General features: G+C 67.1%; 24 protein-coding genes and 2 pseudogenes. 14 read left to right on the top strand and 12 right to left on the bottom strand.

The window, feature by feature from the left end; all coding sequences use genetic code 11:
* Window positions 1-44: 44 nt before the first annotated feature.
* Window positions 45-2,123, bottom strand: coding sequence for a transketolase (tkt, locus tag ACWETB_RS20070; protein WP_449742912.1), 2,079 nt, complete (start codon window positions 2,121-2,123; stop codon window positions 45-47).
* Window positions 2,124-2,751: 628 nt separating this feature from the next.
* Between tkt and ACWETB_RS20065 the strand changes: the two genes are divergently transcribed.
* Window positions 2,752-3,654: a heme o synthase gene (locus ACWETB_RS20065; protein ID WP_452213210.1), complete on the top strand. Its 903-nt coding sequence runs from the start codon at window positions 2,752-2,754 to the stop codon at window positions 3,652-3,654.
* Window positions 3,655-3,690: 36 nt separating this feature from the next.
* Here ACWETB_RS20065 and ACWETB_RS20060 read toward each other — a convergent pair whose 3' ends face one another.
* Together ACWETB_RS20060 and ACWETB_RS20055 are read right to left on the bottom strand one after the other, a co-directional pair.
* Window positions 3,691-4,656: a quinone oxidoreductase family protein gene (locus ACWETB_RS20060; RefSeq protein WP_449742911.1), complete on the bottom strand. Its 966-nt coding sequence runs from the start codon at window positions 4,654-4,656 to the stop codon at window positions 3,691-3,693.
* A gap of 53 nt (window positions 4,657-4,709) precedes the next feature.
* Window positions 4,710-5,219: a phosphoribosyltransferase gene (locus ACWETB_RS20055; protein WP_348803735.1), complete on the bottom strand. Its 510-nt coding sequence runs from the start codon at window positions 5,217-5,219 to the stop codon at window positions 4,710-4,712.
* Window positions 5,220-5,349: 130 nt separating this feature from the next.
* Between ACWETB_RS20055 and ACWETB_RS20050 the strand changes: the two genes are divergently transcribed.
* Complete coding sequence (locus ACWETB_RS20050; RefSeq protein ID WP_449742910.1) at window positions 5,350-5,724, top strand: hypothetical protein; 375 nt, start codon at window positions 5,350-5,352, stop codon at window positions 5,722-5,724.
* A 72-nt stretch (window positions 5,725-5,796) separates the two neighbouring features.
* Here ACWETB_RS20050 and ACWETB_RS20045 read toward each other — a convergent pair whose 3' ends face one another.
* The 4 genes from ACWETB_RS20045 to mptB all read right to left on the bottom strand — a co-directional run bounded on the left by ACWETB_RS20045 (window position 5,797) and on the right by mptB (window position 10,627).
* A complete protein-coding gene (locus tag ACWETB_RS20045; RefSeq protein WP_449742909.1) occupies window positions 5,797-6,816 on the bottom strand; it encodes a COX15/CtaA family protein in 1,020 nt (339 codons plus the stop codon).
* Window positions 6,817-6,871: 55 nt separating this feature from the next.
* Entirely contained in the window at window positions 6,872-7,669 is a 798-nt protein-coding gene (locus tag ACWETB_RS20040; protein ID WP_452213167.1) for an ABC transporter permease, read from the bottom strand.
* Window positions 7,666-8,748, bottom strand: a complete 1,083-nt coding sequence (locus ACWETB_RS20035) for an ABC transporter ATP-binding protein (RefSeq protein WP_449742907.1) — start codon at window positions 8,746-8,748, stop codon at window positions 7,666-7,668. Before ACWETB_RS20035 ends, ACWETB_RS20040 begins: the two co-directional genes overlap by 4 nt.
* A gap of 79 nt (window positions 8,749-8,827) precedes the next feature.
* The gene (mptB, locus tag ACWETB_RS20030; protein WP_449742906.1) at window positions 8,828-10,627 is read right to left on the bottom strand and encodes a polyprenol phosphomannose-dependent alpha 1,6 mannosyltransferase MptB; all 1,800 of its coding nucleotides are present in this window, start codon (window positions 10,625-10,627) and stop codon (window positions 8,828-8,830) included.
* 160 nt (window positions 10,628-10,787) lie between these two features.
* Here mptB and ACWETB_RS20025 point away from each other — a divergent pair, with 160 nt between their 5' ends.
* The 8 genes from ACWETB_RS20025 to ACWETB_RS19990 all read left to right on the top strand — a co-directional run bounded on the left by ACWETB_RS20025 (window position 10,788) and on the right by ACWETB_RS19990 (window position 17,814).
* Entirely contained in the window at window positions 10,788-11,621 is an 834-nt protein-coding gene (locus ACWETB_RS20025) for a helix-turn-helix transcriptional regulator (protein ID WP_452213165.1), read from the top strand.
* Entirely contained in the window at window positions 11,618-13,072 is a 1,455-nt protein-coding gene (sufB, locus tag ACWETB_RS20020) for a Fe-S cluster assembly protein SufB (protein ID WP_449742905.1), read from the top strand. The genes ACWETB_RS20025 and sufB overlap by 4 nt, the downstream gene beginning before the upstream one ends.
* The gene (sufD, locus tag ACWETB_RS20015) at window positions 13,072-14,253 is read left to right on the top strand and encodes a Fe-S cluster assembly protein SufD (protein ID WP_449742904.1); all 1,182 of its coding nucleotides are present in this window, start codon (window positions 13,072-13,074) and stop codon (window positions 14,251-14,253) included. The genes sufB and sufD overlap by 1 nt, the downstream gene beginning before the upstream one ends.
* Before the next feature lie 105 nt (window positions 14,254-14,358).
* Window positions 14,359-15,132 (top strand): Fe-S cluster assembly ATPase SufC, encoded by a 774-nt coding sequence (sufC, locus tag ACWETB_RS20010; protein ID WP_449742903.1) that lies wholly within the window; start codon window positions 14,359-14,361, stop codon window positions 15,130-15,132.
* Window positions 15,133-15,188: 56 nt separating this feature from the next.
* Complete coding sequence (locus ACWETB_RS20005) at window positions 15,189-16,469, top strand: cysteine desulfurase (RefSeq protein ID WP_452213162.1); 1,281 nt, start codon at window positions 15,189-15,191, stop codon at window positions 16,467-16,469.
* Window positions 16,469-16,939 carry a Fe-S cluster assembly sulfur transfer protein SufU gene (gene sufU / locus ACWETB_RS20000; RefSeq protein WP_449742901.1) on the top strand — a complete coding sequence of 157 codons (471 nt, stop codon included), beginning with the start codon at window positions 16,469-16,471 and terminating at the stop codon, window positions 16,937-16,939. Before ACWETB_RS20005 ends, sufU begins: the two co-directional genes overlap by 1 nt.
* Window positions 16,936-17,367, top strand: a complete 432-nt coding sequence (locus tag ACWETB_RS19995) for a metal-sulfur cluster assembly factor (RefSeq protein WP_449742900.1) — start codon at window positions 16,936-16,938, stop codon at window positions 17,365-17,367. Before sufU ends, ACWETB_RS19995 begins: the two co-directional genes overlap by 4 nt.
* 3 nt (window positions 17,368-17,370) lie before the next feature.
* Window positions 17,371-17,814 (top strand): DnaJ family domain-containing protein, encoded by a 444-nt coding sequence (locus tag ACWETB_RS19990; RefSeq protein ID WP_452213159.1) that lies wholly within the window; start codon window positions 17,371-17,373, stop codon window positions 17,812-17,814.
* A 49-nt stretch (window positions 17,815-17,863) separates the two neighbouring features.
* On the opposite strand, the gene ACWETB_RS19985 is transcribed toward ACWETB_RS19990, so the two are convergent.
* A complete protein-coding gene (locus ACWETB_RS19985) occupies window positions 17,864-19,579 on the bottom strand; it encodes a flavin-containing monooxygenase (RefSeq protein WP_452213157.1) in 1,716 nt (571 codons plus the stop codon).
* A 199-nt stretch (window positions 19,580-19,778) separates the two neighbouring features.
* On the opposite strand from ACWETB_RS19985, the pseudogene ACWETB_RS19980 reads away from it, so the two are divergent.
* Window positions 19,779-19,931, top strand: a pseudogene (locus ACWETB_RS19980) (3' terminal RNA ribose 2'-O-methyltransferase Hen1); the annotation flags it as partial.
* Window positions 19,865-20,149: pseudogene (locus ACWETB_RS19975) on the top strand (polynucleotide kinase-phosphatase); the annotation flags it as partial. The pseudogenes ACWETB_RS19980 and ACWETB_RS19975, both read left to right, overlap by 67 nt.
* A gap of 77 nt (window positions 20,150-20,226) precedes the next feature.
* Here the strand turns inward: ACWETB_RS19975 and ACWETB_RS19970 are convergent.
* Both ACWETB_RS19970 and ACWETB_RS19965 read right to left on the bottom strand, forming a co-directional pair.
* Complete coding sequence (locus tag ACWETB_RS19970) at window positions 20,227-21,366, bottom strand: lycopene cyclase family protein (protein WP_449742899.1); 1,140 nt, start codon at window positions 21,364-21,366, stop codon at window positions 20,227-20,229.
* A 34-nt stretch (window positions 21,367-21,400) separates the two neighbouring features.
* The gene (locus tag ACWETB_RS19965; RefSeq protein ID WP_452213155.1) at window positions 21,401-22,222 is read right to left on the bottom strand and encodes an SDR family oxidoreductase; all 822 of its coding nucleotides are present in this window, start codon (window positions 22,220-22,222) and stop codon (window positions 21,401-21,403) included.
* 124 nt (window positions 22,223-22,346) lie between these two features.
* On the opposite strand from ACWETB_RS19965, the gene ACWETB_RS19960 reads away from it, so the two are divergent.
* Window positions 22,347-23,333 (top strand): glycosyltransferase family 2 protein, encoded by a 987-nt coding sequence (locus tag ACWETB_RS19960; protein WP_452213153.1) that lies wholly within the window; start codon window positions 22,347-22,349, stop codon window positions 23,331-23,333.
* 4 nt (window positions 23,334-23,337) lie between these two features.
* Entirely contained in the window at window positions 23,338-24,243 is a 906-nt protein-coding gene (locus ACWETB_RS19955) for a glycosyltransferase family 2 protein (protein WP_452213151.1), read from the top strand.
* Between the two features lie 4 nt (window positions 24,244-24,247).
* On the opposite strand, the gene ACWETB_RS19950 is transcribed toward ACWETB_RS19955, so the two are convergent.
* Both ACWETB_RS19950 and ACWETB_RS19945 read right to left on the bottom strand, forming a co-directional pair.
* On the bottom strand, window positions 24,248-25,531 hold the full coding sequence (locus ACWETB_RS19950) for a lipopolysaccharide biosynthesis protein (protein WP_452213149.1): 1,284 nt from the start codon (window positions 25,529-25,531) through the stop codon (window positions 24,248-24,250).
* The gene (locus ACWETB_RS19945) at window positions 25,528-26,373 is read right to left on the bottom strand and encodes a beta-1,6-N-acetylglucosaminyltransferase (protein ID WP_452213147.1); all 846 of its coding nucleotides are present in this window, start codon (window positions 26,371-26,373) and stop codon (window positions 25,528-25,530) included. Before ACWETB_RS19945 ends, ACWETB_RS19950 begins: the two co-directional genes overlap by 4 nt.
* Window positions 26,374-26,426 lie beyond the last annotated feature (53 nt).

The following is a 26,426-nucleotide window of genomic DNA, read 5'->3' as shown; positions in this document are numbered from 1 at the left end:
TCTCTCCTGGGTTCTCGTGGGTGTGGACTTCTCGCCCGGCCAGGTCAGCCGGCGACAACGCCCTGTGCCGCGGTGGCGACAGCGTCGGCGGTGATTCCGAACTTCTCGAAGAGCACCTTGTAGTCGGCCGAGGCACCGAAGTGCTCCAGCGACACGATCGCCCCGGAATCCCCGACGATCTGGTACCAGGGCATGGCGATTCCCGCTTCGACCGAGACGCGGGGCACCGACGGCGGCAGCACCGAATCGCGGTATGCCTGGTCCTGCTCAAAGAACCACTCGAAGCAGGGCATGGACACGACGCGAGCCGCAATTCCCTTGTCCGCCAGGATCTTCTCGGCCTCGACGGCAAGCTGGACCTCGGAACCGGTGCCGATCAACACGACCTGCGGGTCGCTCTCGGGATCGCTGAGGACGTAGGCACCCGCGGCCACCCCGTCGAAGGAGGTGCCCTCGAGGACCGGGACACCCTGACGGGTCAGGCACAGCCCGACCGGATGATCCCGGCGGGTCAGCAGGTGCCGCCAGGCGTGCGCGGTCTCGTTGGCGTCGGCGGGCCGCACCACGTCGAGATGAGGGATGGTGCGGAGCGCGGCGAGATGCTCGACGGGCTGATGGGTCGGGCCGTCCTCGCCGAGGCCGATCGAGTCGTGGGTCCACACGTAGATCGGGTCGATCTCCATCAGCGCGGCCAGACGCACGGCCGGCCGCATGTAGTCGGCGAACTGCAGGAAGGTCCCGCCATAGGCGCGGGTCGGGCCGTGCAGCGCGATACCCGACAGGATCGAGCCCATCGCGTGCTCGCGGATGCCGAAGTGCAGGGTACGGCCGTACGGGTTGGCCGACCAGGACTTGGTGCTGATCGAGGTCGGGCCGAAGGAGTCGGCGCCGTCCATCGTGGTGTTGTTGGAACCGGCGAGATCGGCCGAACCACCCCACAGTTCGGGCAGCACCGGCGCCAACGCCGAGAGGACCTTGCCCGACGCAGCGCGGGTGGCCAGCGCCTTGCTGCCCGGCTCCCAGGTCGGCAGCGCGTCGGTCCAGCCGTCCGGCAACTCGTGCGCGTACAGGCGATCGAACAGTGCCTTGCGGTTCGCGTTGGCGGTGGCCCAGGCGTCGAAGCTCTTCTGCCAGTCCGCGTGGGCGGCGGCGCCACGCTCGCCGAGCGTGCGGGTGTGCGCGATCACCTCGTCGGCGACCTCGAAATCCTTCTCCGGGTCGAAGCCCAGCACCTTCTTGGTGGCGGCCACCTCGTCGGCGCCCAGCGCCGAGCCGTGGATACCGCCGGTGTTCATCTTGTCCGGGGCGGGGAAGCCGATGATGGTGCGGACCACGATCAGCGACGGACGGTCGGTCACCTGCTGGGCCGAGGTGATGGCCGCCTCGATGGCGGTCACGTTCTCACCGCCCTCGACGTGCTGTACATGCCAGCCGTAGGCGTCGTAACGCTTCGCGGTGTCCTCGGTCAGCGCGATCTGCGTGTCGTCCTCGATGGAGATGTGGTTGCTGTCGTAGAAGACGATCAGGTTGCCCAGCTCCTGGGTGCCCGCCAGCGAGGAGGCCTCGGAGGTGACGCCCTCCTCGATGTCACCGTCGGAGGCGATGACGTAGATGAAGTGGTCGAACGGGCTGGTGCCGGGTGCGGCATCGGGATCGAACAGGCCGCGCTCGTATCGGGCGGCATACGCCATACCCACCGCCGACGCCAGGCCCTGACCGAGCGGGCCGGTGGTGATCTCCACGCCGCGGGTGTGGCGGTACTCCGGGTGGCCGGGGGTCAGCGACTCCCAGGTGCGCAACGCCTCGAGGTCGGGCAACTCCAGCCCGAAACCACCGAGATAGAGCTGGATGTACTGGGTCAGGCTCGAGTGTCCACAGGACAGGACGAACCGGTCGCGGCCGACCCACTCGACATCGGCGGGGTCGTGGCGCATGACCCGCTGATACAGCGTGTAGGCCAGCGGCGCCAGGCTCATCGCGGTGCCCGGGTGGCCGCTCCCGCACTTTTGCACGGCGTCCGCGGCGAGGACACGCGCGGTGTCCACGGCGCGAGAATCGACTTCGGTCCAGTCCTGCGGGTGAACCGCGGTGGTGAGTTCGCGGATCTCGTCTGTGTCAGCCACGGTGGTGCCGTCTCCTGTTGCTATCGGGGTGCATGCGAGGGGGTGCGGTGATGCTGTGACCGGGGGCCGACGCGCCGACACACCGGGATCGGAACCGGCGTGCGTGGACATCGGCAGGGCCTCACCTGACCCAGAGTAATCGGCCCGACCGGACCGGTGCCCGGCACCCGAGGGACTCGACGGTGACGACACTCAATTCTTCGATCGAGAACCACACGGTCTACCATGCTGTGTAGTAGCCGTGGCGCAGTGTTTCTGGAGTCGGACAACTGCCCTGGATGTGCCACGAGGCGTGAGACGTCAGGTCGGTTCTCCACCGGACCACCGTGTACCTGCGGGCAGGGAGCGTGACGCGATCACCCGGACAACAGACGGCCAGGGCAGGCGAGGAGTGGACGTGAGGATTGGGGAACGTGCGAGCGGAGAAGGCGCCGCCGCCTCCCGGTACACCTCCTCCCACGGCAGCGCATCCCACGGCCCCGCGCCTCGCCGGCCTGCTTCCCGGGACGGCGCGCCCGACGAGGTTCGGGTGACCGCCGAGGACACCACGGACTCCCACGGCACCACGAACTCCCACGGCACCACGGGCTCCGCCGACACTGCGCCGGTCGGCGCGGACAGCGCCTCGTTGATCGGCCGCGCCCGCGCGACCGTGATGGCCTACATCGCCCTCACCAAACCGCGGGTCATCGAGTTGCTGTTGGTGGCCACCATCCCGGTGATGCTGCAGGCCTCCCGCGGCCACGTTGACATCGCGGTCATCGCCTTCACCCTGATCGGTGGGTGGCTCGGCGCGGGGAGCGCGAACACCCTGAACATGGTGGCCGATGCCGACATCGACAAGAAGATGCGCCGCACCGCCCGCCGTCCGTTGGCGCGCCGTGCGGTCGCGACCCGAAGTGCGCTGGTGTTCGGCCTGCTGCTGTGGGTGGCGTCGTTCCTGGTGCTGTACTTCGCCGCGAACCTGCTCAGCGCGCTGCTGGTGACCGCCACCATCGGTTTCTACGTCGGCATCTACACCCTGATCCTCAAGCGTCGCACCTGGCAGAACGTGGTGTGGGGAGGCGCCGCCGGGTGCATGCCGACCCTGGTCGGCTGGGCCGCGGTCACCGGGTCGCTCAGTTGGCAGCCGATCGTGCTCTTCCTGGTGATCTTCTTCTGGACGCCCCCACACACGTGGGCGCTGGCCATGCGTTACCGCGAGGACTACAAGGCCGCCGGCGTGCCGATGCTGCCGGTCATCGCCTCCGACGAGTATGTGACCCGGCAGATGATGTTCTACACCTGGGCCACGGTCATCGCCTCGCTGGTGCTGATCCCGGCCGCGAGCTGGATCTACGCCGCGGTGGCGGTCCTCGCCGGTGCCTGGTTCCTCAGCCGGGTGCACAAGCTGTACCGCGACACCCGCAACGGTGCCGAGGTCACGCCGCTGAAGATCTTCCTGCAATCCAACGAGTACCTCGCGGTGCTCTTCTGCGGCCTCGCGATCGACGCCGTCGTCAACCTGCCGATCATCGCCGACCTGTTCTGAGGCCGGGCCCGCACAACCGCTCAGCGGGGCAGCTGCTCAGCGCGGCAGCAGGACCGAGGTTCCGGTGGTTACCCGCCCCTCCAGATCGGTATGTGCCTGCGCCGCGTCGGCCAGCCGATAATGCTGGCCCACCCGCACCTCCAGACCGTCGGCGATGGCCCCGAGGTACTCCGATGCCCGCCACCGCAGTTCTTCGGTGTCGGCGATGAAATGGGCCAGCGTGGGGCGGGTCACCGACAGTGATCCGGCCGCGTTGAGACGCTGCAGATCGAACGGCGGCACGGGTCCGCTGGCTGCGCCGAACAGGACGACGATGCCGCGGATGCCGGTAATCGCGACCGACTGATCGAAGGTGTCGGCGCCCACCCCGTCGTAGGTGACGCGAACACCCGCACCGTCGGTGAGTCCGCGTACCCGTTCGACGAGGTCGTCGCCGTAGCGCAATACGTGGTCGGCGCCCGCGGCCGCGGAGAGCTCGGCCTTCTCGTCGCCGGACACCGTGGTGATGACGTGCAGACCCTTGCGCTTGGCGAGTTGGGTGAGGATCAGACCCACCCCGCCGGCGCCGGCGTGGACGAGGATCGCGTCACCGGCCGACGGATGGGCGCTCCCGTCGAGCAGGTAGTGCGCGGTCAGTCCGCGCAGCAGAGAGCTACCCGCCACCTGGTCGGAGACGCCGTCGGGGATGCGCACAGCTCGGGCGGCGCGCACGGCGACGAGTTCGGCGTAGCTCGCCGGGGTGTCACACCAGCAGACGCGGTCACCGACGGCGAGGTCGGTGACGTCGGCTCCGACGGCGACGACGTCACCGGCGCCCTCGCTGCCCGGGATGTACGGCGGCGCGGACGGGTAGAGGCCACGCCGGAGGTAGGTGTCGATGAAGTTCACTCCCGATGCAGCGACCCGCACGAGCACCTCGTCCGGAGCGGGGATCGGATCGTCGACGGTGCCATAGCTCAGAACGTCCGGACCGCCATGTCGGGTGACCTCGATTGCTCGCATGTCTCGTTTCTACACCGCGGGTGGATCCACCGGTTCGGGCCGGGTTGATGCCGTCAGGAGTCGGCGAGCCCCGTTCCGGTGACCGGCGGCTGAACCGACCACGGGAAGTTGATCCACTTGTCGGTGATTCGCCAGAAGTAGTCGGGTGTGGTGATCGTGTGCGGCTTCTGATAGATCACCGCGTTGCGGACCTCGGCGACGCGCCCCTGATGTTCGCAGTAGTCATCGACCAGGGCCAGCGTCTTGCCCGAGTCGGCGACGTCGTCAACGACGAGGACCTTTTGATCGTGCAGGCCACTGCTCTCCAGCAACGACGGCAGCATCACGGGTTCGGCGAGTGTCTCGCCGACACCGGTGTAGAAGGCGACGTTGAGCGAGATCATCAGTTTGCAGTCGAGGGCGTAGGCCATCGCCCCGGCCGGGATGAGCCCGCCCCGGGCGATGCCCAGGATGATGTCGGGGACGAATCCGTCGTCGGCGACCTGTTGGGCCAGTTCCCGGCAGGCCACCCCGTTCAACTCCCAGGTGAGGATCTCGCGGTCGGTGTTCTCGATGCTCGACATTGCTCAACTGTGCCAATGAACACGGCGGAGTACACGGTGAGAGCGGGATTCGGGGTGGGCAGCGACTCCGCTCACACTCGCGGCGAGGGGATGGTCGCCGGTGACCCGCTCGCCGGTATGCTCGTCAACCATGAGCGACCAGCCCGAATCCGCCCCTGCCGCACCGGCCCCGAAGGCGTCACTGCCCGGCGAGGTCGTCTCCTCGATCCGGAAGTTCGTGGCCCGCGAGGGCGGGTCGGCGACGGCCGTCCTGCAGCCGATCGGCGCGGCCGGTGTCCGCATCACCCTGGTCGGTCGGGATGGCGGCATTCTCGGTGACCGCGTCGTCGACGACATCGACACCGCCGCCGCCGTCGTCGAGGCCGTCGACGGACTCGAGATCGGTGAATGGGATCGGGACCTGACCTCGTCGACGAACGTCAAGCCCGGTCACTACCGGCAGATGGCCGGTTGGGTTGCCCACCAGAAGCGTTTCCCGAAGCCGCGTAACCAGGCGATACTCTGACGTACTGAGAACCACACGTCCGTACTCCGAACCCGTGCGGCGCCGAGGATCGTCCTCTGGGCCGCACGGGTGTCAGGGAACCGGGACGGGTGTGACGTTTTCGGCGGTCGACCGCTCGGATTGCCCGAACCACAGCACCAGCCAGGTGGCTCCGATCAGGAGAAGCGCGCTTCCGAGCATGTGCAGCAACACCAGCACGATCGGCAGGTCGGTGCTGTACTGCACCACTCCGATGACGCCCTGCAGTGCCAGCAGCCCGACGTAGATCAGTGCGGCGCGGGACTGGGGGAGTCGCATCACCCGGGTGACCACCACCGCGGCCACGGCCAGCCCGATGAGCACGAACACCGAGTCGGCGTGCAGCTGGGTGGTCTGCGACGGCGTCAGGCCGTTGCGGGGGGCCTCGGCGTCGCCCGCGTGCGGGCCCGATCCGGTGACCACCGTGCCCAGGTAGATGGCCACCCACGTCACCACATACACCGCCCACGACAGCAGCAACCCGGTCCGGGAGGCGAGGCCCGCCGGTGACTGTTCCCGCGGATACGGGGTGGTGCGGAACACCAGGACGGTGGCCCCGGACACCAGCAGCATCGACAGCAGGAAGTGCAGCGACACCACCCACGGGTTGAGATCGGTGAGCACCGTGATGCCGCCGACGACCCCCTGGAACGGAATACCCAGCGCGAGCAGGGTGACCAACACCCGATTGCGGCGTTGCGATGACGCCTGCCGCCACACCGCCACCCAGGTGGCGATGGCGATGGCGATCAACACCCACGTGAGCATGCGATTGCCGAACTCGATCACCCCGTGGTAGCCGAGCGCCTGATGCGGCACGAACGATCCGTCGGTGCATTGCGGCCAGGTGGGGCAGCCGAGGCCGGATCCGGTCAACCGCACGGCCCCGCCGGTGACGACGATCCCGACGTTGGCCACGAGCAGCGCGACGGCCCACCGGTGGACGAAACGCGCGGTGGGACGGCCGAATCCGGGGATCCGAGCGAATCCCGAGGGCGCCGTCGTCGCGGCGTCGGATGTGCCGGCCGTTGTGGCACCGGATTTGTCGGAAGTGGATTTGTCGAAGGTGGTCATCGCGGTCCGGTCGTCGTGGGGGCTGTGAGAATTATCGGGTCAGGGGTTGATGAGATCACTCGAATCGGAACCAGCGCACGGCGGCGGTGCCGCCGACGACCGCCCAGAGGATCAGCACCACGACGCCGAAGACGTCGAATTGGCTGTGCGTGGCGCGTTCCAGCGCCTCGGTCAGGGCACCGGAGGGAATGCATCTCGCTATCCACCACAGGGCGGTGGGGATCCGCGACTCCATGATGACGACGCTGCCGATCCCGACCATGGCAAACCACAGCAGGTTGGCGACCGCGAGAACGACCTCGGCCTTACCGGTGCCGCCGAGCAGCAGACCCAGTGCGGAGAAGGCGGTGGTGCCGATCGCGATGACGACCGCACCGATCGCCAGCCCCGCGAGGCCGGGTCGCCAGCCGAAGGAGGCGCCGATCGCGCCGATGATGATCGATTGCATCACCACGACGGCGACGACGGCCAACGACTTCCCGGCGATGATCCCCCACCGCGGGATCGGGGTCGCCCCCAGCCGTTTGAGCGCTCCGTAGCGACGATCGAAGCCGACCGCGATCGCCTGACCGGTGAAGGCCGTGGACATCACCGCGACGGTCATGATCGCGGGGACGAACGTCGCCGCGCGTTCGGCGGTGCTCGAGCCCAGATCGGTGTCGAGGGGCAGCAGACACAGCCCGATGAGCAGCGTGATCGGGATGAACATCGTGAGGAGCAGTTGCTCGCCGTTGCGCAGCAGCAGGCGCAGTTCCAGGCGCGTCTGGGCGGCCAGGATCTTGGGCAGGGACGCCGCGCCGGCGCCGGGCGTGAAGGTGCCTGCCGGGAATCGATTCGTGGTCAGGCCGGTCATCGCAGTGCCCGTCCGGTGAGATCCAGGAACACATCCTCGAGGCTGCGGGTCTCGACCCGCAGATCGGTCGCCAGGACGTTGATCTTCGCGCACCACCCGGTGACGGTCGCCAGCACCTGAGGCGTGACCGTGCCCAGCACCAGGTAGTTGCCCGGTCCGGTCTCCGAACAGCGGTAGCCCTCGGGCAAGGCCAACTCGAGCAGCGTCAGGTCGAGGCCGCGGGGCGCGGTGAAGCGTAATTCGTTCTCGGCCCCACGGCTGGTGAGGTCGGCCGGTGAGCCGTCGGCGACGACCCGGCCCCGATCGATGATGACCACATGGTCGGCGAGGTTTTCGGCCTCGTCCATCAGGTGGGTGGTCAGCAGGACGGCCGCACCGTCGCCGCGCAGCCGGTCGATGATGTCCCAGACCACCAGCCGGGCATGGGCGTCGAGGCCCGCGGTGGGCTCGTCGAGGAAGACCAACTCCGGCCGGCCGATGATGGCGCAGGCCAACGAGAGCCGTTGCTGCTGGCCGCCGGACAGGCGCCGGAATGGGGTGCGGGCCGCGTCGCGTAGGCCCAGTGCGTCGAGCAGCCAATCCGGGTCGATCGGATCGGCGCTGTAGGCGGCGCACAGTCGGAGCATCTCCTCGGCGCGCGCACCGGGGTAGGCCCCGCCACCCTGCAACATCACTCCGATGTGCCGGCGGAGTTCGTTGTTGTCACGGGTCGGGTCGAGTCCGAGGACCCGCACCGTTCCCTCGTCGGCGGTCTGGAACCCTTCGCAGATCTCCACCGTCGTGGTCTTGCCGGCACCGTTGGGTCCGAGCAGTGCCAGGACCGTTCCCGCGGCGAGATCGAGGTCGAGACCGTTGACGGCGGTGTGTCCACCGAAGCGTTTGACCAGTCCGCGGATCCGCAGGGCGGGTTCGACGTCGTGGTTGTCGGTGGCCCTCGGCGCGGACGCGCTGTGTGGACCAGCACCGTCAGGACCACCGTCCTGACGAAGACCGTCCCGACGAGTGCCCTGCGGGCGACCATCGTGCGGACGACCCGTCATCGGATCGTCGCTCGACGGTGGGTGGGTCGCGCTGCGCACACCGGCCAGACTATGCCCTCGTGGGCGCAGGGAAAAAACCACGGCAGCCGTCGGCGCTTGCTCGTTGACGCGGTGCCGATCACGTCGAGGTCGGCGTCGTCTCGGTGGCGCGGTCGCCGGACCTGCGCCGTCGCCTGCGTAGCCACGGCCAGTCCTCGAAGAACAGGGCGGTCATGACCGCGACCATGATCACACCGGCGAGCAGGCCCTGGGCGAGGACGACGCCGCTGGTGTTGGAACTGGTCGGCATGACGACGATCGCGATGATCGCCGAGACCGAGATGGTCGCGATCCGGAACCAGGGACGGGTGGCCCAGGCGGCGAGCGGGATGACCGCCCACAACAGGTACCAGGCCTGGACGAATGGGAAGAACACCACCACGGTGGCCATCGACACCCCGAGTGCGCCCAGCGGATGCAACCGGCCGGCCAGCGTCGCCAGCATCCACCGCACCACGAAGATCGCGGCGATGAGCTGCCCGAGGGGCCGTACGACATCGAGGATGGCCTGTGTCTGGTCGCCGAGGCCGAGGAACACCCCGACCCGACCGGCCGACACCGACAGCAGCGTCGGCATGGACATCCAGGAACGCACCACGGCGCCCGTCGAGAGGGTCTTGGTCCAGCCGAAGCCCAGGCCGGTGCCGAGGCAGACCAGCACCATCACCACCGCGAGAATGACGGCGAGCAGTCCGGCGGAGGCGACGAGTGCCCTAACGGTCCGGCGCGAGCGCGGCCACCACTGGCCCGGCGGTGCACGTCGCAGCGCCGGAAGTGTCGCGCCCCAGCGCAGCGCCAGGGCGATTCCGACGAAGCCGAGCGCGAGGATCGAGGTGAATTTCACCAGCGCACTCATCGAGATGATGGCCGCGCCCGCGACGAGCAACCAGCCCGCCCGGCTGGGCAGTCGAGCACCGGGCGGCCACAGCGGATCGGCGCCGTAGATCGCCTGGAACGAGAGTTCGATACCGACGAGCATCATGCCCAGCATCAGGGCCTCGTTGTGGATGCCGCCGACGAGATGCAGGATGACCAGCGGATTCATCGCGCCGAGCCACAGCGCGGCGACGGGGGAGACACCGCATCGCCGCGCCAGTCGGGGCAATGCCCAGACGATCAGGGCGATGCCGATCAGGGCGACGATCCGGTGCGCGAAGATCGCCAGGGTGATGTTGTCCCCGGTCAGCGCGGTGATGCCCTTGCCGATCCAGATGAAGAACGGCCCGTACGGCGCCGGGGTGTCGCGCCACAGGTTGGGCACCGAGCGGGTCAGGGTGTTCTCGACACCGAGTCCGCGCAGCGGGCTGACCGTGTACGGGTCCATCCCGCGGTAGGCGATCGCACTCTGCGCCAGGTAGGAGTAGATGTCCTTGCTCAGCAGCGGCGGGGCGATGACGATCGGGGCGATCCACAGCAGCAGGGTCCGGTCGGCCTGTGCGCGGGTCATGCGGCGTTCCGGGCTTCGTCCGTGCAGGACCTCGACACTGAACCGGCCGACGGCGAACCGGCCGATCAACAGCCAGGCCACCACCAGCATGATGGTGCCGCCGATCGACAGGGTCAGCGCGGTGCTCCACATCCGCGACGGCAGTGACAACACGCGGACACCGGCCACGGGATTCTGCAGCACCGGGATCTGCCCGGTGGCCAGGGAACCGACGAGCATGAGGATCGTGCCCGTCGCACCGAAGAGTTTGATGCGGGTCAGTCGTCGGTTCTCGGCCGCATCGAGTGGCCCGACCTCACGTTCACGGTCGTGCATCTTGGCGATGCTCACGCCGTATCCACCGCGTGTGTCGGGGTCGCGTGGCGTCGATCGAGCGGGTTTGCTCAATCCGACGTAATCCAGTGCCCGACGCAGCACCGTGGTTTCTGGCACACGACGACTCTAGGTCATCGCCACTCAAGGTCATCGACGCCGCACGACGGTGTGCCACGTCGGCCGCATCGTGGTCGCAGTCGTACTGTGATGAGCGCCGCTAAGGGCACCCTTGCTGGAACCCGGGAATCATTTACGTCACACTCGTGTTGTGAAAACCATGCCAGGTGGATCAGTGCGCGGTGAGGTCGTGTCGTCGACCGACTCGGCGCATGCCGGTGTGCACACCGACGGTCAAACCCGGGCGGCAGTGGTGAATCTCCTCGTCGAGGACGGTCCGCTGACCGCGGGCGAGATCGGTGAGCGCCTCGGCATCAGCGCCGCGGGCGTCCGTCGACACCTCGACGCGCTCGCCGCGGCGGGCGACGTCGAGGAGGCCTCGGCGGCCTTCGGCCATCGCGGTGGACGTGGTCGTCCGGCGAAGTTCTTCCAGATCACCGCCGCCGGACGCGGAAAACTGCGGCACGCCTACGACGATCTCGCCGGTGCCGCCATGCGCAAGCTGCGCGATCTCGGCGGGTCGGCGGCCGTGTCGGAATTCGCGCGGGAGCGCGTCGAGCGCATCGTCGCCGAGGTGACTCCGGCGGCTGACGCCGACGCCGTCGCCGGTACCGTCACCGACATCGCCGACGCCCTGACCGGCGCCGGCTATTCCGCCAACACCCGCCAGGTCGGTTCGGGGATGCAGATCTGTCAGCATCATTGCCCGGTTGCCCACGTCGCCACCGAGTTCCCCGAACTGTGCGAGGCCGAGACCGCGGTGTTCACCGAACTCCTCGGCACCCACGTGCAGCGTTTGGCCACCATCGCCAACGGCGATTGCGCCTGCACCACCCATGTACCACTGCCTCATCCGGATCCACCTCCCGACGGGTCATCGGCAACGTCGCCGCCGCCGGTCCCCTCGAGCCCACCGGGCTCCGCAGATGCACAAACGAGCGATGCACAGCCCGCACCCGCTCGCCCCACCACGAGTCGAAAGGCTTCGCGATGACAGTCACCGATCCCTCGGTCGCCGCCCCGGACAAGGCGGCGCCGCTCACGCAAGAAGAGACAATCGCCTCGCTGGGCAACTACGGATACGGCTGGGCCGATTCCGATGTCGCGGGTGCGAGTGCGCAGCGCGGCCTGTCCGACGCGGTCGTCGCCGACATCTCGGGCAAGAAGAGTGAGCCGGAGTGGATGCTTGAACAGCGCCTCAAGGCATTGCGCATCTTCAATCGCAAGCCGATGCCGCACTGGGGTGCCGAACTCGACGGCATCGACTTCGACAACATCAAATACTTCGTGCGGTCCACCGAGAAGCAGGCCACCACGTGGGATGAGCTTCCCGAGGACATCAAGAACACCTACGACAAGCTCGGCATCCCCGAGGCCGAGAAGCAGCGCCTCGTCGCCGGCGTCGCCGCGCAGTACGAGTCGGAGGTCGTGTATCACCAGATCCGCGAGGATCTCGAGGCGCAGGGCGTGATCTTCCTCGACACCGACACCGGTCTCAAGGAGCACCCGGAACTGTTCCGTCAGTACTTCGGGTCCGTGATCCCGGCCGGCGACAACAAGTTCTCCGCGCTCAACACCGCGGTGTGGTCGGGCGGATCGTTCATTTACGTCCCGCCGGGTGTGCACGTCGACATCCCGCTTCAGGCCTACTTCCGCATCAACACCGAGAACATGGGTCAGTTCGAGCGGACCCTGATCATCGTCGACGAGGGTGCCTACGTGCACTACGTCGAGGGATGTACCGCGCCGATCTACAAGACCGATTCGTTGCACTCGGCCGTCGTGGAGATCATCGTCAAGAAGGGTGGGCGGTGCCGCTACACGACCATCCAGAACTGGTCGAACAACGTCTACAACCTGGTCACCAAGCGCGCCAAGGCCGAGGCCGGCGCCACCATGGAGTGGATCGACGGCAACATCGGCTCCAAGGTCACCATGAAGTACCCGGCCGTGTGGCTCACCGGCGAACACGCCAAGGGTGAGGTGCTCTCGGTGGCATTCGCCGGCGAGGGGCAGCACCAGGACACCGGATCGAAGATGGTGCACCTGGCGCCCAACACGTCGAGCAACATCGTGTCCAAGTCGGTCGCACGTGGCGGTGGCCGCGCCTCCTACCGCGGCCTGATCAAGATCAACAACGGTGCGCACGGCAGCCGCTCGACGGTGAAATGCGATGCGCTGCTGGTCGACACGATCTCCCGCAGCGACACCTACCCCTACGTCGACATCCGCGAGGACGACGTCACGATGGGTCATGAGGCGACCGTCTCCAAGGTGTCCGACGATCAGCTCTTCTACCTGATGAGCCGTGGCCTGACCGAGGACGAGGCGATGGCGATGGTGGTGCGCGGCTTCGTCGAGCCGATCGCGAAGGAATTGCCGATGGAGTACGCCCTCGAACTCAACCGGCTCATCGAACTGCAGATGGAAGGAGCCGTCGGCTGATGGCGGACCCCACACTCCCGGTGACCGCACCCGATGCGGCCGCCCCGGTCAACAAAGGCGAACAGTTCACGTCCTTCGACGTGGACGCGTTCGAGGTTCCCAGCCCCCGCGAGGAGGCGTGGCGGTTCACCCCGTTCCGTCGCCTGCGCGGACTGCACGACGGAACGGCGACCGCCACCGCGATCGCGAAGGTGACCGTCGACGGTGTCACCGACGGCGTCACCGCCGAGACCGTCGAACGTGACGATCCCCGCCTCGGCGATGGTGGCGTTCCGTTCGATCGGGTTGCGGCGCAAGCATATTCGACATTCGACGAGGCCACCGTGGTGACCGTCGGCAAGGAAGTGGAATTGAGTGACCCGGTGTCCATCCGGGTGACCGGGCCCGGTGAGGGTGATGTCGCCTACGGGCACATCCAGATTCGGCTGGAGCCTTTCTCCCGGGCGGTGATCGTCCTCGACCAGGAGGGGGGCGGTACCTATGCCGAAAACGTCGAGTTCGTGGTCGGCGACCAGGCGTCACTGACCGTGGTCAACGTGCACGACTGGGATGACGACGCCGTCCATGTGGCCGCGCATCACATCAAGGTCGGGCGCGACGCGGTGGTGCGCCACTTCGCGGTCAGTCTCGGCGGCAACCTCGTCCGCCTGTCACCGGTGGTCCATTACGACGCACCCGGCGGCGATGTCGAACTGTGGGGTCTGTACTTCGCCGACGCCGGACAGCATCTCGAACAGCGTCTGCTCGTCGACCACAGCCAGCCCAACTGCCGCTCGAACGTGGTGTACAAGGGTGCGCTGCAAGGCGATCCGAGCGACCGGAGCAGGGAGGCGCACACCGTCTGGATCGGCGACGTGCTGATCCGGCCCGAGGCCGAGGGCACCGACACCTTCGAACTCAACCGCAACCTCGTCCTGACCGACGGGGCCCGCGCCGACTCGGTGCCCAACCTCGAGATCGAGACCGGCGAGATCGTCGGCGCCGGACACGCCAGTGCCACCGGACGTTTCGACGACGAGCAGCTGTTCTACCTGCAGGCCCGCGGAATCCCCGAGGATCAGGCCCGACGTCTGGTGATCCGTGGATTCTTCGGCGAGATCATCGCCAAGATCTCGGTCCCCGATCTGCGAGAACGCCTCGAGGCGGCGGTGGAAGCCGAACTCGAGAACGCCGGCACCTGAGCGTCTGCGGCCCCCTCGTCGTATCCACCCGCTGATCGAGTAGGCCCGAGCGTAGCGGGGCCCGTATCGAGATCACCCAGCCCACACAACGAAAGACCACGACCAATGAGCACACTCGAAATCCGCGACCTGCATGTCGACGTCGCCCAGAGCGACTCCGAGGCAGAGCCGATCCACATCCTCAAGGGCGTCAACCTGACGGTTCGTTCCGGTGAGACCCACGCGATCATGGGCCCCAACGGTTCCGGTAAGTCGACGCTGTCCTATGCGATCGCCGGGCATCCCAAGTATCAGGTGACCTCGGGATCGATCACCCTCGACGGTGAGGACGTCCTCGAGATGAGCGTCGACGAACGGGCCCGCGCCGGTCTGTTTCTCGCGATGCAGTATCCCGTCGAGGTGCCCGGGGTGTCGATGTCGAACTTCCTGCGCACCGCCGCCACCGCCGTCCGCGGTGAGGCACCGAAGCTGCGTCACTGGGTCAAGGAGACCAAGGAGGCGATGACCGCGCTCGAGATCGATCCGTCGTTCGCCGAACGCAGTGTCAACGAGGGCTTCTCGGGTGGCGAAAAGAAGCGCCACGAGATCCTGCAGCTCGACCTGCTCAAGCCGAAGATCGCGATTCTCGACGAGACCGACTCCGGTCTCGACGTCGACGCGCTGCGCGTGGTCAGCGAGGGTGTGAACCGCTACAAGGAAGCCGAGAACGGCGGCATCCTGCTGATCACCCACTACACTCGCATCCTGCGCTACATCAAGCCCGAGTTCGTGCACGTCTTCGTGGGCGGTCGAATCGTGGAGTCCGCCGGTCCGGAGCTGGCCGATGAACTCGAGGAGAACGGCTACGTGCGTTTCACCTCGGCGGCCGCGGCCCGCTGAGTCGGGCTCACCGGGGTCGCCGATCACCGAACCGAGATCATCGTGAAGGAGGCGTCGTGACTCTCTCCGCCGCACCGGTGGCAGGCTTCGACGTGGCGTCACTGCGGGCCGATTTCCCGATTCTGGGACGGACCGTCCGCGACGACAAACCTTTGGTGTACCTGGATTCCGGGGCCACCTCGCAGCGCCCGGTACAGGTTCTCGACGCCGAACGCGAGTTCCTGACCACGCGCAATGCCGCCGTGCACCGTGGCGCGCATCAGCTCGCCGAGGAGGCGACCGACGCCTACGAACAGGCGCGCGAGAAGATCGCCGCGTTCGTCGGTGCGGGCGTCGACGAGATCGTGTTCACCAAGAACGCGACCGAGTCGCTGAACCTGGTCACCTACACACTCGGTGACGACCGCAGTGCCGCCGTCTTCGGCGGACGCGCGCTCGGTGCCGGTGACACCGTGGTGATCACCGAACTCGAGCATCACGCGAATCTCGTTCCGTGGCAGGAGTTGTGCCGGCGCACCGGTGCGACCCTGCGCTGGTACGGCGTGACCGATGACGGCCGCATCGATCTCGACTCCCTGGTGCTCGACGAGACGGTGAAGGTGGTGTCGTTCACGCACCAGTCGAATGTGACCGGTGCCGTTGCCGACGTCGACGAACTGGTGAGCCGTGCTCGCAAGGTCGGCGCGCTGGTGGTGCTCGACGCCTGCCAGTCGGTGCCGCACATGCCGGTCGACTTCGCGGCGCTCGACGTCGATTTCGCCGCATTCTCCGGGCATAAGATGTTCGGGCCATCCGGGGTGGGGGTCCTCTACGGCAAGAGCGCACTGCTGAATGCCTTGCCGCCCTTCATCACCGGCGGATCGATGATCGAGACCGTCACCATGGAGGTCTCGACGTATGCGGCACCGCCGCAGCGGTTCGAGGCCGGTGTGCCGATGACCTCGCAGGTCGTCGGGCTCGGTGCCGCCGTCGACTACCTGTCGCTGTTGGGGATGAATGCCGTTGCCGCCCACGAGCACTCGCTGGTCGACCGGGTGTTGACACGTTTGGGTGAGATCGACGGACTGCGCATCATCGGTCCCACCACCACCGAGAACCGGGGCGGAGCCGTGTCCTTCGTCGTCAACGGCATCCACGCCCACGATCTCGGGCAGATTCTCGATGACGAAGGTGTGGCCATCCGGGTCGGCCATCACTGCGCCTGGCCCCTGCATCGTCGCTTCGGAATCGCAGCGACGGCACGCGCATCGTTTGCCGCCTACAACACCCTCGACGAGGTGGACGTCCTCGCCGACGCCATCCGCACGGCGCAGAAGTTCTTCGGGGTGGCCGGCTGATGCGGATGGAGCAGATGTACCAGGACGTCATCCTCGATCACTACAAGCATCCGCACGGTCGCGGACTGCGGGAACCGTTCCGCGCCGAGGTCCATCACGTGAACCCGACGTGCGGTGACGAGGTGACCCTGAGGGTGGCGCTGAGCGACGACGGCGAGACGATCGCCGACGTCTCCTACGACGGACAGGGATGTTCGATCTCGCAGGCGTCGACATCGGTGCTCTACGACCAGATCGTGGGTCGCAGCCTCGACGACGCGCTGGCCGCCATCGCATCCTTCAACGCCATGATGACCTCACGCGGTAAGGACGAGGGCGACGAGGACGTGATCGGTGACGGCATCGCCTTCGCCGGTGTGAGCAAGTATCCGGCGCGCGTCAAATGCGCGCTGCTCGGCTGGCTGGCGTTCAAGGACGCACTGGCCCAGTCGGTGGAATCCATTGAGACACAACGAGCGGAACTCGCATGAGCAACGAGACTGATCAGACGGCAATCGATGCCACAGACACCGGCACCACAACCACCGAGGCGCCGAGCACCGAGGTCCCGACCACTGCGGTACCAGCGCCGGTGAGCACGTCGCTGCCGCTGCTGGAGGACGTCGAAGAAGCGATGCGCGATGTCGTCGATCCCGAGTTGGGGATCAACGTCGTCGATCTGGGTCTGGTCTATGACATCGAGATCACCGACGACGCGGTCGCCAAGATCGACATGACGTTGACGTCGGCGGCGTGCCCATTGACCGACGTGATCGAGGATCAGTCGCGGTCGGCCCTGGTCAGCAGCGGGTTGTGCACCGACATGGAGATCAACTGGGTCTGGTTGCCGCCGTGGGGCCCGGACAAGATCACCGACGACGGCCGCGAGCAACTGCGTGCCCTCGGTTTCACCGTCTGAGGCGTGACCGAAAGGACCGATCCACCGGAGGGGCACTTCCGTCGTGTCCGCCGGTGGAAACCGCAGCGGCACGAGGATCGCGTGGAGAAGACGATCCGCGAGGCCACCGAACGCGGCGACTTCGACAATCTCCCCGGCATGGGCAAGCCGCTGAACCTGTCCGGACTCGACGATCCCGACTGGTGGGCCAAGCAGAAGATCCGCGACGAGGAACTCGACTCCACCGCCCTGCTACCGCCGACTCTGCAACTGCGCAAAGAAGCCGACACATTCCCGGAGTCGTTGCGCGGCATCTCCGACGAGCAGGCGGTGCGGGCGATCCTCGACGACTACAACAAGCGGGTGAAACAGGATCGGTTACGTCCGAGCCTGGGGCCGGCGTCGCACATCGTCGCGCGGACCATCGACGTCGACGACATGGTGGCCCGGTGGCGCGAACTGCGCTGAGCGCACGTCCCGCCCGCCCGGTGTGACAACTGCCCCGCGAGAACCGTTGCTACATCATGTGTTCGGGATGCACATCGGTCGGCAGGAACCGCAACGTCGACATGCGGAAGGCCATCTCGCGTCGGTTGTCGACGATCTCGGAGTACAGGTCGTCGAGTGCCGCCCGGCCGCGGTTATGCGGTCCGACGATGCGATAGCAGGCCTGGTTGAACGAGCCGAACCACAACTGGATGAACAGTTTCGGGTTGCGCAGCATCATGCTCATCGGTACCAGGCAGCCGATCTCGCGTGCGAGCGCGTCGAGGTAGAGGACCTGCGACGGGATGGCCTCGGTGTGGCGGGGACTCAACTCGGTCCAGTGCTCCTCCCATTCCTTCTCACGGCCGATGCGTTCGTCGAGATCGGCTGGGGGAGTGAGCTTTCCGCTCAGCACGCGGGCGAAGTACCGGGCCTGCATCTCCGCGCAGATCGGGATGCCGCCGGAGAACGGACGGACGAAACCGATGAATGCGGCGGTTCCCTGATGTTCGGGATGCAGGAAGTGCTTGTACAGGTTGCGCACGTTGGCGTCCTTGACCTGCAGGTCGCCGATTGACAACTCCTCCTTGGTGAAGCCGGTGCACAACACGATGGTGTCGTACTCGCCCACGGTGGAGTCACCGAAAGTGACGGTGTTGCCGTCGGAGGAGGAGATGCCGGCGTCGTTCAGGGTGATGCGACCACTGACCAGATGCGGGGTGAAACTGACGTTCTTGCAGAAGATCCCACGTTGCGCCCAACTGTCGTTCGGGTGTGAGCGGCGATTCCAGGTGCGGATCATCTCGAAGTTGGCGTCGTTGTGCTCGGTGCCGATGTCGAGTTTGGGCGGATCGACGGCCTCGCGCATCGGGTTCAGTTCCGGCTGCGCGGCGCGCATCGACGGGATCAGCCTGTCGCGGTAGACCCGGGCCGCGCCGAGTGCGGTGGTGAGGACACCGAGGACCACCGACACCACCCCGAACACCGCCTTGGCGATCGGGCTGCGGCCCCAGATCGTGTCCAGGGCGAACGGGTAATGCGAAGAGCGGTCCAGCATTTCGTGATGGTGCGAGCGGACCGTGCCGTTGTCGGTGGTCCGGGTGCCGTTGAAGATGCGTGGCAGCAGATAGGTGTAGGACCGGATCGCGAGAGTGCACTCGTCGGCGACGTCGCCGACCTCTCGCACGATGTCGGCACCGGATTCGGCCATCCCCACCACCAGGACCTTCTTGCCGCGGAACCGTTCGTTGTCGCGGTATTCGGCGGAGTGGACGATCTCGCCGGTGAAGTTCTCCAGACCGGGGATGTCGCGATGCGGGGTCTTGAACGGCCCCGAGCACACCGCCACGGCGTCGAAGTCCTCGATCGTCTCGACGCCGTTGTGCTGCACGGTCACCGTCCACGACGACGGTTTGCGCACGATATCGGTGACCTCGTGACCGAACCGGATGTGGTCGTGTAGGCCGAAGGTCGTCGCGTATTCCTGCAAGTACTCGAAATACTCACGGCGCGAATAGAAGACGCGACCACCCTGGAAGGGGAAATCGGAGTAGGCCATCAGCTTCATGGAGATGGTCAGCATCAGGCTGTCATAGGCCTTCATCGTGGAGCCGTCGTCACCCTCGCGCAGCCAGATGCCGCCGGGGGAGGGATTCTTGTCGAAGCAGACCACCTCGTGGCCCTCGTCGAGAAGTTGCTTGATGGTGGTCAGTCCGCAGGGACCGGCGCCGACGACGCAGACCTTCATGTGATGCCTTCCGGGAGTGCAACGTGACTCGGCCTCACACACATCGAGGCCGCACGTTAGGGAAGGCTAACATTATCCCGAAGTCCGCCCAACTCGGCCTCGGTTTGCGTGACCAGCGCAAACCACGCAAAACCGATAGTCGGCACGTGGTTCGGAACCCGAAATGGCTTGCCTGCATCGCTATCGTTGCGGTGTGTTCATGACCATCGAGGCACGCTCGGATGACCCGACGACGCCCGCCACCAATCTGGGTTTCCTGCTGCACAAGCATCCCGACCGGGTCCAGCGGTTCGAGACCAGCCAGGGCGTGGCGACGGTGTTCAATCCGGTGGCCGATCCGACCGTGTGCCGGGCTACCTGCGCATCATCTACGGCCCCGGCTACCTCGACGATCTTGGCCGCCTGCGATCCCGCGACCTGCGGCACAAGAGGTCGATGGCCGCGCGTGAGCACCGGTTGGGCAGGGAGGCACTGGCGCGTCACGTCGAGGGTGCCCCGCTGTGGCAGGTGCATGAATGCGTCTTCGGTGTGCTGGCCCTCGAATCCGAGCCGGTGGACACCCGCCTCTGACCGCCAGGCCCGTGCGCAGCGCCCGCCTCACGTTGACAGCGCTTGGCCACACATTGACGGCGCTCTCACGGGAGTGATCAACCGAGCCCGGGGCGTGTGACCTCACGCATCAACCGGAGTCGGGTGCGGTGGTCGAGTGCGGCGAAGACCGATCGCATCGCTGCCAGCGCGCCGGCCAGATCGGTGCGCTCACTGAGGTAGCTGCGTTGTGCGCTCACCGGCAGTGCGAGAAACGCGGCGAAGAAGGTGACGGTTTGTGCGGGATCGAGGCCGAGTAGCACCCCGAGACCGCGCAATCGCAGTCGCCACACCTGGCGCGCCGAGAAGGGCCACAGCAGTTCGGTGGGATCATCCCCGTCGCGGATTCCGCGCGCCAGCAGATCGGCACAGCGCAACGCGGTGGCCACCCCGTACCCGCTGATCGGGTTGAGCAGCCCGCCGGCCGCACCGAAGGTCAACGGAGTTGTCTCCCAGGGTGTTCGGGTGTCGGGCAGCATGGGGAACGCCACCGTCTCCGAGCCGCGGAGGCGGGCGTCGGCGAGGCCATAGGCCGCGAGACGACGGGCAAGACGGTCGCGCAGCTCACGAATCCTGAGTGCGGGCCGGCCCACCAGGCAGGTCTCCTCGAGCAGGACCGTGTCCGCACCGAGTGGCACGGCGTAGAGAAACGAGGGCGACGGTCCACCGTGCTGCCACGGCGCGGTGTGTTCCGGTGCGCGCCAATCCATCAGGATGGCCGGCGATCCGTCGAGCACGCGGCGCGCGTCGTCGTCTCCGACGATCACACCGTAGGCGGTCTGGCGCGGCAGGTGACGGGCCGAGGTGCCGCGGCAGTCGATCACGTGGTCGGCGGTGATCGACTCGCCGTCGTCGGTGATCACCGAATGAGTCTGTACCTCCACGGCTTTCGCGTCGACCACGTGTGCATCGTCGATGGAGAGTCCGTTTTGTAGTCGCTGCGTGTCGAAGACGGTGTAGCCGCGGGCGATGTCTCGCCGCCGATACGCATAAACCGACACCGAGTCGACGCGGGCCGCGACCATGTCACCGCCAACCCAGGTGGGCAGCTCGTCGGTCCAGGCGGCATAGGTGGGCGTCCAGCGCCGGTGCGGCGCCGGATCGATCAGAGTCACCGCGACCCCGTGGTGCAGGAGCCGGTGGCTCAGGGCACGGCCCGACGGGCCCGCGCCCACGACGATTACGGATGTGCTGCTCATCGGGCCGATGACGTCGACGACGGGGCCGGCGCGCTCACATCGAACCGGTGGACATCAGGCCGCCGTCCACCCGGAGGGTCTCCCCGGTTATCCACGATGATTCGTCGCCGACGAGGAACGCCGCCGCGCGGGCGATGTCCTCGGGCTCGCCGAGGCGACCGGTGGGGTAACCGGCGATCGCCTTGGCCCCGTTGTCGCCACTGATCAGGACATCGGCGAACTTGGTGCGCACGATCGCCGGGGCGATCGCGTTGACCCTGATCCCGGCCGGGCCCAGTTCCCACGCCAGCTCTTCGGTAAGGCGGATCAGCGCGGCCTTCGACGCGCCATATGCGGCGATCACGCCGGTGGACCGAAGTCCCGCGACCGACACGACGTTGACGACGGTGCCACCGGTCTCGGCCATCCCGGCCCGGTATGCCTCCTGGATGAAACCGAGTGCGGCGACGACATTGGTGTCGAAGGTCTTGCGCACCGCGTCGAGGTCGGCATCCATCAGGGGGCCCGCGGTCGGGGCGATCCCGGTGTTGTTGATCAGGATGTGGATGCCGCCCTGGGCGACGGCGGCCGCGACCGCGGCAGTGCGGTGGTCGGCGTCGCCGGTGTTGCCGGGTACATCGGTGACCGTGGCATCGGGTACCCCGGCGTGGATCGCCGCGGCGGCCTCGGCGAGCGGGTCGGGTTTGCGGCCGGTGATGACAACGACGGCGCCGCGGCGGGCGAGTTCGGTGGCGATGGCCAGGCCGATGCCACGGCTCGCACCAGTCACGAGGGCCGAACGACCGGTGAGGTCAGGAGCGGGGAATGCGGTGTTCGCACGCGCGGTGGTGTCGGTCGTCGCAGTGGTGTCGGTCACAGTGTCACCCTACGTGCGGCCGCGGCGGCGTGTGCACGAGGTGTTTCCCGCAATCCCGCCCGCGGCATGTGAATGTGCTTAGGCGATCCTTAATCGCCAGGACCGGGAAGGAGGGGTGTGCCGCGTGAAGCCGAGCGTCGGTGTCATCATTCCGGTCTACCGGAGTGCTCCCTATGTCCAGGGTTGCATCGAATCGGTACTGGCACAGACCTATCCCGTCGACCAGATCGTCATCGTCGACGACTGCGGCGACGACGATTCCGTTCCCGTCGCCCGGCAGACACTCGACGACGCCGGACGTGAGTACCGCCTGATCCGGCAATCACGCAACGGGGGGTTGGGACGGGCCCGCAACACCGGACTGGCGGCGGTCCAGACCGATCTCGTCTGGTTTCTCGACAGCGACGACGAGGCCGACGCCGATTTCGTCGCCCGGATCGTGGCCGCGATGACCACACACGACGCGCAGATCGGCGTGACGAGGACGCGTCGAGTCGACGAGAACGGTGTGGTACTCCAGATCGACGAGGCGTCACCGCCCGAGGCGGTCCTCACCGGCGAGCAGTATGCCCGGGAGATCCTGTGCGGGCGGGCGAAGGCGTACGCCTGTACCAAACTCTTCCGCCGCGAGATTCTCGGTGAGCGACCGTGGGCACAGGATCAAGCGTATGAGGACTTCGCCACCAGCGTCCGATTGTCCCTGTCGGTGGAACGTGTGGCCCTCGTGGCGGAGCCGTTGTACCGCTACCTCTACCGCGAGGGTTCCCTGTCGACCGCCTTGAGTCCTTCGACGCTCGATCTCTTTGTCGTCGAAGACGATGTCCGCCAACTGATCTGCGCCACCACCCGCGATGCGGGGTGGTGGCGGGACTTCGTCGGCTTCCGGTATCGCGAGGTGCTCACATCGGTGAGCCATGTCGCGATGCGTTCCGCGCATGCGTCGGGCCATCGCTCCGATCTGTATCGGACCGCGCTGACCCGGGTCCGCGACGACATCTCACTGGGTGACCTGCCGACCCTGTGGGCCGGAAAATACCTCCGCGAGATGATCTTTGCGGTCCTGGTGAAGCTTGTCCCCGGACTGTATTCGGCGGTGCTGAGGTGGCGGTGACCCGATGGTGAACGCCGATGGTGGCCGGGCGCCGCTGGTAACCGTGCTGATGCCGGCCTTCAACGCGGCCGGATACATCGTCGAGGCGGCGGAATCGATCCTGTCGCAGGGCGTCGACGATCTGGAACTGCTGGTGATCGACGACGGCTCCACCGATGCCGGGATGGCCGAGCTGGCCACCCTCACCGACCCCCGGATCCGGGTGATCTCGCAACCCAATGCGGGCCTGGTGGCCGCGCTCAACCGTGGGATGTCCGAGGCCACCGGCGACTACATCGCACGGATGGACGCCGACGACATCTGCCCGCCGGGCCGATTGCGCGCCCAGCTGCAGTGGTTTGCCGCCCATCCCGACGGGATCGCGTGCGGCACCGACTATGAACTGTTCGACGCGATGTCGGTCCAGGTGCGGATGCCGCGAACCGATCGTGCGTGCCGCGACCGGCTGCTGCTGGCCGGATGTCTGTGCGGCGCTTCGGTGATGATGCGCCGCGACGTCGTCGAACGCGAAGGGATGCGCTTTGATGCCGACTTCACCCATGCCGAGGACTACGAGTTCTACGCACGACTGTCGTCCCACGGACCGATCGGGAATGTGCCGATGATCGGATACCTGTATCGGATCCATCCCTCCCAGGTGAGCACTCGTCACGGTGCCGAGCAGCGCGCGGCGCATCTGCGGATCGCTCTCGCCCACGCCGAACGCACCGGCGCGCGACCGGTGCCCGAGCACGTCATCCGGGATCTGCTCTGGCCCGAATCCACCGGGGTACTCCGAACGTTCGGGGTGAGCACGCGTGCCGCGGTCCGGTGTGTGGCGCGGCGCCCGAGTCGCGAGACCGTGACATTCTGCGGGCGGCGCGTCGTGGAGGCCACCCTGGCGGCGCGACGCGCCGGGACGGCGTCGTAGAGCGTCAGGAACCGGTGGGCGCGACGTCGGCGGCGACGACGTCGCGCCGCTCGTCCAGCATCTGGCGGACCCCGACATACATCGGCCGTCCGACGATCAGCAACGTGATCGTGGCCGCGGCCAGGGACGCGACGGCGACACCGACCAGACCCATCGGACCGATCAGCAGGTATGCGCCGCCCACGGTGATGGTCACCATGATGATCTGGCTGAACACCATCAGGGCCATTCGGCGCTGGAGCTGAGCGATCAGGAAATACGTCACCACAACGGTTTCGACGACCGATTCGACCGCCATCACCACCATCAGGGGGCCCGCGGCGCGCAGGTAGTCCGGTCCGGCGATCCAGAGGATCACCGGACCGCCGACCGCCAGCCCGACGGCCACCACGCCGGTGATCAGGCCGAGCATCTTGCCCAGATGCCGCAGGAGCCTGCCCCGGTCCGCGCCGGGTTGCGATGCCTCGACGACGAACGCCGACCCGACCGAGGCGCGCAGCATCCCGGCCGCCGAGCACATCGTCCACGCGAGATTGAAGTAGGCGTTCTCGGTGGTGCCGGCCCGGGAGACCACCACCAGGGGTAATGCCAGCGGGGTGACCGACGACACCAGCATCAGCGCGAAGAACGCCCCCTGAAACGACATCAACTCACGCCCGGTCGGGAGTCCGGCACCGCTGTCGGTGCGGCGCAATGCCACACGGACACAATGGAAGACGAACACGGCGGTGACGACCGCGGCCAGTACCGCCCAGGACCCGGCGATCGCGAAGGCCGACGGAATGCCCGCCAATGCGACGACCGGGGCGATCTTGAGCACCGAGAGGGTGATGTTCTTGATCGCCACCTCGGGAGCCCGGCGCAGCCCGGTCAGGATCGGGTCGGTCAGTGCGTACAGCGCGAAGGCCACCACCATCCCGACGAAGCCGATGCGCTCCCCAGCGGTGTGGAGGATCTTGTCACCGAGTCCGATGAGCAGAAATCCGATTCCCAGGACGACCGACATCGCGGTGGTGAGGAGATATCCGCCGACGATGTAGCGCAGTGACCGGTTACCGGCGACGGGCAGGAATCGCTGATACGCACCGCCGAGGGACAGACACGCCAGCGACGAGAGGACGGTGGCCGAACTGATCACCGCCGAGGCGCGCCCGACCTCTGCGGTGGGAAAGAAGTGTTCGGCGACAATCCAATAGACCAGCCCGAGCACCCCGGTGCCGAGTGAACCGACCATCAGCGCCGAGGCGTTGACGGTCAGTCGATCCCGACTCGCCGCTCGCCCGATCATTGCCGAACCTGCGACGGCCGGGTGGTGGTCGGGGCGATCTCGTCCACCGGCGCGGCGGTCGGCGTGGGGAGCGCTCCGCCACGCCAGGTCCACTCGGGGCCGACCTTGCGCGCGAAGAGCGCCGGGCCGGCCAGAGCCCGCCGGAGCGCGTCGGCATCGAGTTCCGGCGGTGAGATCCCGTCGGGATCACTCCAGTCGATGAAGTGCTGACCGTGGATCGTTTGATCGGAGTGCACGCACTCCTCGGACAGGATTCGATAGTCGGGGTGGATGCACCCCGCGTAGTTCTGGTTCATGGCATCGGCGAACGGCGAGGCCATCAGGATCGAATGAAAGAGGATCTCATCCGAGCACAGCGAGAACCGCAGGTCTCGGCGCCATCCCGGGTCGCGCGCCAACGTCGTGCGGATGGCGGCGACCGCGGCGTCGGTCAGCGACCACCAATTGGATCCGCGGAACAGACGCCGATCGATCGGACGCCGCCGAATGCGTCCGGAGACCCGGTGCAGGGCTGGGTGATCGGCGAAGTGGTATCGGGTGATGGTGGAACTGTGACGCCCGGGTGCGGAGCCGCCGTCCACCTCACAGTCCACCCGGATGTACTCCGTGTCGTCGGCCCACGTGTCCAACAGGTCGGGGAGTGGACGCAGCAGGAGATCCGTTCCCGAGAGCAGGGAGTGGCGGTGGTATCGCCGCCCCGTGGCGGCCGAGGTGTCGAGCAGGGTGAGCGTCGCGGTGACGACACTCGGGGCACCCCACCGCACCCGCACCCGGTCCGGACCCCGGACGAAACATACGGCGTCGTCGGCGTCGAGGGCTGCGCGGAACGGACGCTCGTCCACGGCCCGGTCGATGTGGGCATAGATGCGATGTCGGGATGCCGCAGGGAGACCAC

It is taken from the genome of Gordonia sp. NPDC003950, assembly GCF_053605205.1.
The sequence above is the reverse complement of the archived record's forward strand: the minus strand, read 5'-3'. Positions and strand labels throughout refer to the sequence as shown.